General features: G+C 36.7%; 12 protein-coding genes. 10 read left to right on the top strand and 2 right to left on the bottom strand.

What is annotated here, in order from left to right:
* Positions 1–191: 191 nt before the first annotated feature.
* The 5 genes from AAIB49_RS18575 (at position 192) to AAIB49_RS18555 (ending at position 4,337) form a co-directional block, all read left to right on the top strand.
* On the top strand, positions 192–794 hold the full coding sequence (locus AAIB49_RS18575) for a DUF2953 domain-containing protein (protein ID WP_339214293.1): 603 nt from the start codon (positions 192–194) through the stop codon (positions 792–794).
* Between the two features lie 28 nt (positions 795–822).
* The gene (gene ytfJ / locus AAIB49_RS18570) at positions 823–1,386 is read left to right on the top strand and encodes a GerW family sporulation protein (RefSeq protein WP_339214294.1); all 564 of its coding nucleotides are present in this window, start codon (positions 823–825) and stop codon (positions 1,384–1,386) included.
* An 80-nt stretch (positions 1,387–1,466) separates the two neighbouring features.
* Complete coding sequence (gene tpx, locus AAIB49_RS18565) at positions 1,467–1,967, top strand: thiol peroxidase (protein WP_343458916.1); 501 nt, start codon at positions 1,467–1,469, stop codon at positions 1,965–1,967.
* A gap of 190 nt (positions 1,968–2,157) precedes the next feature.
* Positions 2,158–3,156, top strand: a complete 999-nt coding sequence (locus AAIB49_RS18560; protein ID WP_339214297.1) for a class I SAM-dependent methyltransferase — start codon at positions 2,158–2,160, stop codon at positions 3,154–3,156.
* Positions 3,153–4,337 carry an acetate kinase gene (locus tag AAIB49_RS18555; RefSeq protein ID WP_339214299.1) on the top strand — a complete coding sequence of 395 codons (1,185 nt, stop codon included), beginning with the start codon at positions 3,153–3,155 and terminating at the stop codon, positions 4,335–4,337. Before AAIB49_RS18560 ends, AAIB49_RS18555 begins: the two co-directional genes overlap by 4 nt.
* A gap of 119 nt (positions 4,338–4,456) precedes the next feature.
* Here AAIB49_RS18555 and AAIB49_RS18550 read toward each other — a convergent pair whose 3' ends face one another.
* Positions 4,457–4,891, bottom strand: a complete 435-nt coding sequence (locus tag AAIB49_RS18550) for a universal stress protein (RefSeq protein ID WP_339214300.1) — start codon at positions 4,889–4,891, stop codon at positions 4,457–4,459.
* A gap of 115 nt (positions 4,892–5,006) precedes the next feature.
* On the opposite strand from AAIB49_RS18550, the gene AAIB49_RS18545 reads away from it, so the two are divergent.
* Both AAIB49_RS18545 and ald read left to right on the top strand, forming a co-directional pair.
* Positions 5,007–5,168, top strand: coding sequence for a hypothetical protein (locus tag AAIB49_RS18545; RefSeq protein WP_339214301.1), 162 nt, complete (start codon positions 5,007–5,009; stop codon positions 5,166–5,168).
* Between the two features lie 136 nt (positions 5,169–5,304).
* On the top strand, positions 5,305–6,420 hold the full coding sequence (ald, locus tag AAIB49_RS18540) for an alanine dehydrogenase (RefSeq protein WP_343458915.1): 1,116 nt from the start codon (positions 5,305–5,307) through the stop codon (positions 6,418–6,420).
* Between the two features lie 297 nt (positions 6,421–6,717).
* Here the strand turns inward: ald and AAIB49_RS18535 are convergent, their stop codons facing one another.
* Positions 6,718–7,815 carry a M24 family metallopeptidase gene (locus AAIB49_RS18535; protein ID WP_339214304.1) on the bottom strand — a complete coding sequence of 366 codons (1,098 nt, stop codon included), beginning with the start codon at positions 7,813–7,815 and terminating at the stop codon, positions 6,718–6,720.
* Positions 7,816–7,948: 133 nt separating this feature from the next.
* Here AAIB49_RS18535 and AAIB49_RS18530 point away from each other — a divergent pair, with 133 nt between their 5' ends.
* From AAIB49_RS18530 to AAIB49_RS18520, 3 genes are all read left to right on the top strand, one after another.
* Positions 7,949–8,614, top strand: coding sequence for a PspA/IM30 family protein (locus tag AAIB49_RS18530; protein WP_343458914.1), 666 nt, complete (start codon positions 7,949–7,951; stop codon positions 8,612–8,614).
* Between the two features lie 164 nt (positions 8,615–8,778).
* A complete protein-coding gene (locus AAIB49_RS18525; protein ID WP_339214306.1) occupies positions 8,779–9,459 on the top strand; it encodes a metal-dependent hydrolase in 681 nt (226 codons plus the stop codon).
* Between the two features lie 400 nt (positions 9,460–9,859).
* Positions 9,860–10,612 (top strand): prepilin peptidase, encoded by a 753-nt coding sequence (locus AAIB49_RS18520; RefSeq protein WP_339214308.1) that lies wholly within the window; start codon positions 9,860–9,862, stop codon positions 10,610–10,612.
* The last annotated feature ends 128 nt before the right edge of the window (positions 10,613–10,740 follow it).

Here is a 10,740-nt window from a genome sequence, read left to right as displayed (position 1 = left end):
CAAGGGCTAAAGAGTCTATTTAGTAGATATCAAACGTTACGTTGGACTTAGATGGAACCGCCGTATACGGAACCGTACGTACGGTGGTGTGAGAGGTCGGAGGTTAATCGCCTCCTCCTACTCGATTTTGTTTATGCATAAAATTGGAAACTTGTGGCAAACTATCGTTATTAAATCGTGGAGATGGAAGCATGGCTTGGATTATTACTGCGCTTGTAATATGTATCATCGTAATACTACTTCTTATCCTCAATGTAAGGATACGAGTTTATTATCGATATCAAAAAACAAATCATTTTATGACAGTGGATATATATTATATCCGATTACGAATCATCCATCGGAAACTGATTTTAAATGACGAGTCTCAAAAAGAAAAAACGTCTATCCTAGACATGCTCGAAGAAATGGATCTGGAAGATTACAAAGATATGAAGCAAGTCGTACAAACCGTAATCCCTTCCTTCAAAGAAGTGAAGAAGATAATCAAAATGATGATGAAAAGTATTGTCATCCATCAATTATTATGGAGAACGGATTTTGGTACTGGTGATGCCGCTTCAACTGGGATTATGTCTGGAGGAGTATGGATGATGAAAGGGACCGTTGTTAGCTTTTTTCATGAATTATCTAATCTAAGCTGCCAACCGAAACTATCTGTCACACCCCATTTTCAACAAAGAGGACTATATTCTGAAATAGATTGCATTGTATCTATCCGATTAGGAAAAGCTATTCACACCGGGTTACGTATATTACGAAATAGTAATTTGAACAAGGAAATATATACTTAGACAAGGAAAATTAAAAAGGAGGATAACAATGGAGGAACATCCGATTCAAGGTCTTATGACGACAGCTATGGAAAGTTTAAAGGATATGGTAGAGGTCAATACAATAATTGGTGATCCTATTGAATCTCCGGATGGAAGTGTCATTATTCCAGTGTCAAAAGTAGGGTTTGGATTCGCTGCAGGTGGAAGTGAATTTGTACCAAGTGATTCTGGATCTGGCACCGGATCTGGGGGAGATAGTGATAGTGCTAGTAGTGAAGCGGTATTCCCTTTTGGCGGTGGTAGTGGTGGTGGTGTATCGATTACACCGGTAGCCTTTTTAATAGTAAATCATAAAGGGATTAAAATGGTACACTTAGATCAAAACACGCATATCTATGAAAAGCTAATAGACTTTGCTCCAAAAGCTGTTGAAAAAATTCAGCAATTACTAAAAGAGAGTAGCCAAAGTAAAGGACAAGGTTCTAAAGAGAAGCAAAAGAGTAATGAAACGAAGGATAGTGGAGATAAGAGGGATAAAGACGTGGATGAAAATAAGCAATCTGGAGATAAAAAGAAAGAATCCGATGAGGCATCAATCTACGATATTTAAGACAATGGCGATTCTTTTCTTGGAAATCGCCATTTTATTCTACTATAATAGAAATAAGTCTATGGAATAGGAGGAAGAAAATGGTTAATGTTACGTTTAAACAAGAGCCAGTTACATTAGTAGGAAACGAATTAAAGGTCGGGGATCAAGCTCCAGATTTTACGGTTCTTACGAATGACTTAGAAGAAAAATCACTAGCAGATTACAAAGGGAAGATAAAATTAATAAGTGTCGTCCCATCGGTTGATACAGGTGTTTGCTCGATACAAACAAATCGCTTTAATGCAGAGGCACAAAAGCTAGAAAATGTACAAGTCCTAACGGTAAGTATGGATTTACCTTTCGCTCAAAAGCGTTGGCGTGAAGTGAATAATGTAGAAAGTCTTGATTTACTTTCTGATCATCGTGATGCAGATTTCGGTGAAAAATATGGTGTTTTAATAAAAGAACTTCGTCTTCTTGCTCGTTCTATATTTGTAGTAGATTCCAGTGATAAGATTGCATATGTTGAATATGTTCCTGAAGTGTCCGACCATCCTGACTACGATAAAGCGCTAGAAGCGGCTAAACAGGCAGAATAAAGGATGAAAAAGTCTCCCGCTATAGGTATTGATTTCCAAAGATTATTCCATTGGGGTCATACCTTATACGGGGACTTTTTTTCGTTAATCTTTAATGAAATAAAAATCTTCTGTCTAAATCATTATCTTGTACAGGGTGTGCTGCATCTGATACAATATAACGGGTCTCAATGGAACGGAGGATTATAATATGGAAAAAACAAAGGTTGAAAACTTGTTTGAATGGATGGATGAGACTACCCAAGTCATTGAACAACATTTAAATGAGCCCTATCTGGATAGTTTAGTTCTGGCATTAGAAACACTTTATTATCAGAGTCCGGAAGAATCGATGGATGATATCCTCACACATAAACTGAATACGGCATTAGAACGCATTCAGTTGGACGATTATCATGCTGATGATATACGCAAAGCTATTCAGTTTGCCGTGTTAAAAGGAATGAAGGATACGACACAACAGCAGCATTTGATTACCCCTGAAGCTGTCTCGTTACTTGTAGGTTATCTCGTTCAAAAATTAGTCAAAAGTGAAACATTACGTATTTTTGATCCTGCTTCGGGCACTGGTAATATGCTCACAACCGTTATATCACAATTAGATCAATCAGTTGAGGCTTACGCTAGTGAAGTCGATCCGACTTTAATACAATTAGCTTTAATTAGTGCTAATTTACAAAAAACACCTATTGAATTTTTCCATCAGGATAGCCTAAGACCCTTCTTATTAGATCCAGTAGATTTAATTGTCTCGGACTTACCTGTAGGGTATTATCCAGACGACATTCGTGCAGCAAGCTATGAATTGAAAGCAAAAGAAGGTCACTCCTTCAGTCACCATTTGTTTATCGAGCAAAGCTTAAATTATACAAAACATGGTGGCTATTTAGTATTGATGGTACCGAACTTCATCTTTGAGAGTGAAGGAAAGGACGAGCTGCATGCTTTCATTCAGAAGCATGCCCATATCGTTGGGGTAATTCAGCTACCGGAAAGTGCTTTTAAAGCTAAGAAAAATGCTAAATTCATATTAATCCTGCAGAAGAAGGGGAAAAATACAGAGGGACCGAAACAACCATTACTAGTACAGCTTCCTTCGTTGAAAAATACTAGAGCGATGGAGGATGTCTTAAGTAAAATGAATAATTGGTTTAAAGATTATCATAACAACAGGAGTGAACAAAGTTGACAAACGTATTAGCTATTAATGCTGGAAGCTCATCGTTAAAATTCCAGCTTATTCAAATGCCAGAAGAGATTGTAAAGGCTAAAGGGCTTGTAGAAAGAATTGGCTTACCTGAGGCGGTATTTACATTTGAAGTAGACGAAAAAGATAAACAAATTACCGATATTCCGAATCATGAGGTAGCAGTAAAATTATTATTAGACAAGCTTACATCATCTGGAGTAATTCAATCATTAGAAGAAATTAATGCTGTTGGACATCGTATTGTTCATGGTGGCGAAAAGTTTAATGACTCTGTTTTAATAACGGAACAAGTTATTAAAGATATTGAAGAAGTTTCTGAACTTGCACCATTACATAATCCAGCAAACTTAACAGGGGTTCATGCTTTTAAGGAAGTTTTACCGAATGTTCCAATGGTAGCAGTCTTTGATACAGCTTTCCATCAAACAATGGAACCTAAGTCATATTTATATAGCTTACCATATGAGTATTATGAGAAATATGGTATCCGTAAATATGGCTTCCACGGGACATCCCATAAATATGTTTCACAACGTGCGGCAGAAATAATGGGTAAACCGATTGAAGATTTACGTTTGATTTCCTGCCATTTAGGAAATGGAGCAAGTATAGCAGCTATTAAAGGTGGTAAATCTATTGATACTTCTATGGGCTTCACTCCTTTAGCTGGTGTAACAATGGGGACACGCTCTGGTAACATTGACCCAGCACTAATTCCATATATTATGGAAAAGACAGGGCAAACAGCAGAAGAGGTTATCAATGTACTGAATAAAGAAAGCGGAATGCTTGCATTATCTGGATTTTCAAGTGATTTACGCGATATTGAAGGACAAGCAGATACAAACAAACGTGCGGAATTAGCACTTGATGTGTTTGCAAGTAGAATTCATAAATATATTGGCTCTTATGGTGCAATTATGTCGGGAATTGATGCCGTTATTTTCACAGCTGGTGTTGGTGAGAATAGTGACACGATGCGTGCTAAAGTATTAAACGGATTAGAATTTATGGGTATTTATTGGGATCCAACATTAAATCATGCCGCAAGAGGTAAAGAACAAGTGATTAGTTACCCACATTCACCTGTGAAAGTTATCGTTATTCCTACCAATGAGGAAGTAATGATTGCTCGTGATACTATCCGTCTAGCACAATAACCAAAAATACTAAAGATTAGTGGGTAAAGTCATCGGCGGATGGTTTACCCACTATTTTCTTTTAGAGCTATTGTGCGAAGTGATTAAAGCTTAATCAGTTAGATTTCAAGCAAAAACGGTTATCGTACTACAAGTACATCACAGGAAGCATGTCTCGTGATACTTTCCGATACACTACCAATTAAAAATCTTTCCACTGTATTCATCCCAGTTGCTCCACAAATAATTAAATCTGCTTTGACATTATTCGCTATATCTTTTGCAATCTTCACTTTAGGGGAACCGTATTCTATACAATAGGAGATATTGTTAATACCAGCTTTTTTGGCATTTTCCGTATAATGTTGAATTAGCTCTTTGCCATATTCTTCTGCTTTACGTGATAATGTCCCATCATAAGACTCTGCATAGGCAAAAGAACGATAGTCCACTACATGTGCAATAATTAAATGAGCATTATTGCGCATCACAATATCAAGTGCCTTGTTAAAAGCTATTTCAGAGGCAGGAGAACCATCAATTGCAACTAATATATGTTTATACTCATATCTCATCCTTCTCTCCCCTTTCTTATCTACCATTATTATACAATAAAAACGCTTTCATTTGGTAAAAGTAAACAGGCCTTTCTTGACGAAAAACGCACAAACTAACAATGGGGGTGAATTCATGGCTAAGAATAAGAATAAAAATAAACACAAATTATTCGAAGACCCAAGTGGTGTTTCCGCTGTACAGAACCAGCTATTTGAGAGTTATCAAAGTGGTGTAGTAGAAGATCAATTACACAATAACAAAGGGATATGGGCATTTAACAATAGAAAGGCATAATGTTCAAGTAAACAATCTACTCGAATTTTGGGTAGATTGTTTTTTGGATATTCGGTATTCTAATATTAATAGTAGTTTTTTTTACAAAATTTGATACAATGGAAGTGCTTACAATATTACAGGGAAGGTGTTCCAAATGAAAATTGGGGTTCCAAGAGAGATAAAAAATAATGAGAACAGAGTCGCGATTACACCAGCTGGGGTCATGTCCTTAAAAAACGCTGGTCATGATGTATTGGTTGAAACAAATGCAGGTATCGGTTCTGGATTTACCGATGACCAATATATACAAGCTGGTGCAGTAATAGTGGATACTGCAAAAGAGGTATGGGAACAGGAAATGGTGATGAAAGTAAAAGAACCATTACCTGAAGAATATGACTATTTTTATGAAGGATTAATATTGTTTACATATCTTCATTTGGCAGCAGAGCCAGAGCTTACACGTGCTTTACTTGAGAAAAAAGTAATTGGACTGGCTTATGAAACGGTTCAACTAAGTAATGGTTCTTTACCATTATTAACACCGATGAGTGAAGTGGCAGGTCGTATGGCTGCTCAAATCGGAGCTCAATTTTTAGAGAAACCAAAAGGTGGAAAAGGGATATTACTAGCAGGAATCCCTGGGGTTAAAAGAGCTAATGTAACGATTATTGGCGGTGGTGTAGTAGGTACTAATGCAGCGAAAATCGCAGTTGGATTAGGAGCAAATGTTACGATTCTAGATCTAAATCCGGAAAGGCTACGCTATTTAGATGATATTTTTGGTTCTTCGATTAATACGATGATTTCTAACCCACTGAATATTGCTGAATGTGTTCGTGAATCAGATTTAGTAATTGGTGCAGTACTTATTCCTGGAGCAAAAGCACCGAGGCTAGTGACCGAGGAAATGGTTAAAGCGATGTCAGAGGGCTCTGTTATAGTAGATGTTGCCATTGACCAAGGTGGAATCTTTGAAACGAGTGATCGAATTACTACCCATGATAATCCGACGTATACGAAGCATGGTGTGCTTCATTATTCTGTTGCAAACATGCCAGGAGGAGTACCTAGAACATCTACGATTGGTTTAACCAATGTAACAGTGCCATATGCATTACAAATAGCTAATAAAGGATACCGCGATGCATGTCTAGGAAATACAGCATTATTAAAGGGATTGAATACGCTTGATGGCTATGTAACCTATGAAGCAGTCGCAGCAGCACATGATTTGGAGTATAGAAGTGTAGAAAACTTATTAGGTTAAAAAATAAGAGGCTGGGACATAACTAAAAGAAATAAATGTAAAATCGAATGATACACGATACTAGCTCCGGAAATATACGTAGACTCCTGCGGGAGAATAGGGCAAGGTTGAGACCCCTAAAGAAGTAGCACGAGGAGGCTAAGGCAGCCGCCCGGCGGTAAAGAAGACACTGCGAGGTCTTTTCGAGCAGATGTCGCCCCTGTGCTGGAAGCAACCGCAAGTATATTTCCGGAGCGTGGTCGTAGCTCATCATTCGGTTTTTACTTTAAGATAGTTTTGTCCTAACCTCTTTACGTATTAATCGATGATTTGGAGTTCTTTAGGGAATTTTGTAAGTATTTCTGGGCCATTTTCGGTTATGAAAATCATATCTTCAATACGGACACCAGCTGTTTTTGGCACATAAATTCCTGGTTCGATTGTGTAACACATTCCTTCTTGTAATGGTAATGTATTATTACCGTGTAAAGATGGATATTCATGTGTTTCCAACCCTAAACCATGTCCAATTCGATGGTTAAAATATTTTCCATATCCACTTGCTTCAATATGCTCACGTGCCGCTTTATCAATATTTCCGACTGCAGTACCTAAAATTGAAGCCTCAATAGCTTTTAATTGTCCATTTAAAACTGTGTTATATATTTTTTCTTGTTCCGGAGTTATAGACTGAAAAGCAATAGTCCGCGTTATATCAGAGCAATACCCTTCATAAACTACACCAAGGTCAAATAATACCATATCACCTTTTTTTAGTTTAGCTGTTCCTGGTGTACCATGTGGAGAAGCAGTTTTGTCACCAAATAAGGTCATGGTAGAGAATGACATTGCCTGAACACCTTGTTTTTTAAGCTCATATTCAATAGTGGCAATGACCTCAAGCTCGCTTATACCTTCTTTTAAAGCATTTATACCGGTTTGAACACCGAAATCAGCTAGTTCAGCAGCACGTTTCAGTAATGCGTATTCTTCTTCCGTTTTGATGACACGTAGCGTTGAAAGTAGCTCTTGTGCATTTTTAATGGTAGAATTAGGTAGAATACTTTTAATATTATGGTATCGGCTTAATGTAAGGTTATCTTCCTCTACACCAATTGTTCCAGGTAGGTTTCCTGATTCTTCTAAGAACGATTTGAACAATTCCCATGGATTTTCATGGTCATGATAATCAATCATAGCATAATTCCAACCAGCGTTTTTTGCATCTTCTGCTTCCATCGCTGGTAGAATAAGTACAGGATCAAGAGTAGTACTTACATACACAGCAACAACTCTTTCATGTGGATCAGTTAAATAGTTACTTAAATAATATACATTAGCTGGTGTTGTGACTAGCATACTGTCTAGTTGATTTTTTTGTAATTCACTTAGTAAAGATTGAATTCTATTAGACATTTATTTCACCTCATTTATACTAATTATAAACATTAAAAAAAATGAATTACAACTAAGAAAATTGAAACCTTTCCTTTTTTCTTTCGTACTATAGGTAAGACATTCAATAAATTTTAATTAATGGAGGTTGCTTATGTTTAAATTCTTTAAGAGAATAAAGACAGTCGTAAGTTCAGAATTAAATGCAATGCTTGATAAAGCGGAAGATCCAGTAAAAATGCTAGATCAATTCCTTCGCGATATGGGAGCAGATATCCAAGAAGCAGAAGCTGCTGTAGCGAAGCAAATAGCAAACGAAAAAATTCTAAAACGTAAAGCAGAAGATGCGCAAGCGATGGTTGAGAAAAGACAGGCGCAAGCTGAAAAAGCTGTACTTGCTGGGGAAGATGAGTTGGCTAAAAGAGCATTGCAAGAGAAGAAAGAATATGAAAACCAAGCTACATTACTTCAGCAATCCTATGAGCAAGCTCAAAATGACTCGCAAGTACTTAAAACAAAGCTTGATGAAATGAAGAAAGAATACCAAGAAATGAACCTGAAAAAGGATTCATTAAAAGCACGTGCAGAAGCTGCTAAAACACGTACGAAGATTAATCGTAGCATGTCATCCATCGGTGGTGATGAGTCAAGACGTGGCTTTGAACGCATGGAGGAAAAAGTACTTCAATTTGAAGCAGAAGCAGAAACGACAGAAGATCTATCAACACAAGCTCGTACATTAGATGATGAATTTAGAAAACTTGATTCTAATGTAGATGATGATTTAGAAGCATTAAAGAGAGCAATGGGGAAAGAGTAATCAAAAAAGCCCGGGAAGCGAAGTCTATATGATTTCCAATCCTTCGTATGGTAAAACAAAGACAGCATGTCATTTATAATGCTGTCTTTTCTTATATTTTAAAAGGATTTTAGCTATAAATGTAGAATGTATATCGTAAACACAATTAGGAGGATGATTCGTAAATGAAAGTATCATATCATGGACATTCTGTTGTTAAAGTAGAATCTGGAGATAAGACGATTTTAATTGACCCGTTTATAACCGGAAATGGATTATGTGATTTAAATGCAGCTGAGGTGAAGGCTGATTACATCTTACTCACACACGGACATAATGATCATGTTGGAGATACAGTTGAGATTGCCAAAAGAAATAATGCACTAGTGATTGCTCCTAATGAATTAGCTGATTATTTAAGTACTAAAGGTGTTAAGGTACATAATATGCATATTGGCGGTTCACGTGAATTCGACTTTGGAAAGGTTAAGTTTACCCAAGCTTTCCATGGATCAGCGTTTACAGAAGAGGATGGAACGATGATTTATACAGGTATGCCATCAGGAATTCTGTTAACTGTCGAAGGGAAGACGATATATCATCTAGGAGATACTGCGTTATTCTCTGATTTAAAAATGTATGGCGACATGTATACAATTGATTTAGCGTTTATTCCAATTGGGGATAACTTTACAATGGGACCAGAGGATGCACTCGTTGCAGCAGATTGGATTCGTGCTAAGACCGTCGTCCCAATCCATTATAATACGTTTCCAGTAATTGAACAGAATCCAGAGGATTTTGTTCAACGGCTGAAGACTGGTGAGGGTAAGGTAATGGAAGCAGGTAGTGTTTTAGAACTGTGATATAACCCTCTGGAGAAAATTGGAGTGGTGTAAGGATGGATTTGCTAACTTGCAATGATTTTTATAACTTACTACTCCAATTGTCTTTTTGTTCATCGGTCTGAGATTTGCTGTTAGTAGGCTCCTTTTCTTGGCTAGTAAAGAAGGAAAAAATCGCTATCATGACCGTGATTAGGAGCTTAACATTATAAACAGTGCTTGGGTATTATTAGCAAACATTTAAATAACAGGGCCTGAGTAGCTATGTAAATTAATTGCTCAGGCCTTTTCCTATGATTGGCCCTCCGCTTGATCCCCGCTTATTTTCTTCTTAAAGCCAATTCTTCTAACTTTATTAAATCGTCTATTTTTTCTAATTTAATGGTATAATCGTTACAGTTTTAGAGATGGAGGTAATGGAATGGAGTTATTTGCTATTATATCGTTTTTTCTTTTGGGCTTGGTTTTAGGCTCGTTTTATAATGTTGTCGGCATACGGTTGCCTCAAAAAGTATCGTTCACAAATGACCGTTCAAGATGTCCAAGTTGTCATCATACGTTGTCTTGGTATGATTTAATACCGGTTGTATCTTTTTTTATCCAACGAGGGAAATGTCGATATTGTGGTGAACGTATTTCCATTTTATATCCCATTATAGAATTACTAACGGGGATATTATTTGCATTTAGTTATATGATGATTGGGATTGAGCTGGAGTTAATTAAAGTGCTTTTATTAGTTTCCTTATCGATAATTGTATTAGTAACGGATTTAAAGTATATGCTCATTCCGAATAAACTACTACTTTTCTTCTTGCCGTTCTTTATCATTCTATTAATTATTGACCCTATTCAACCTTGGTGGTCGCCTATCATTGGAGCAATAATTGGAATTAGCTTGATTGCTCTAATTATTATCATTAGTAGAGGTGGAATGGGAGCAGGAGATATGAAGTTGTTTGGTTTGTTAGGATTAGTACTGGGGTTAGAAAAGGTTCTTATGACTTTTTTCTTGTCCTGCTTGCTTGGTGCTTTCATTGGCGTTATTTTGATGTTATTCGGGATCATTAAGAAGAAGCAACCAGTTCCTTTTGGACCTTATATTGTATTTGCTGCTATCATTTCCTATTTCTTTACAGATAGAATTTTATCTTTTTATGTTCAATTTTTATAAATGAATGAATTTCATAATTCTTAGCCCTTGTGTATCAAGGGGTTTAAGAGATAAAAAAAGAAGTACCTCCCCAAATCTTGTATAATGGTAGTTGACCACAAACCATAAAAAGACTGGAGGAGTACTTC

The organism is Ornithinibacillus proteolyticus (assembly GCF_039581225.1).
GTDB classification, from domain to species: Bacteria; Bacillota; Bacilli; order Bacillales; family Amphibacillaceae; genus Ornithinibacillus; species Ornithinibacillus massiliensis.
This window is presented reverse-complemented; position numbering and strand designations above follow the sequence as displayed.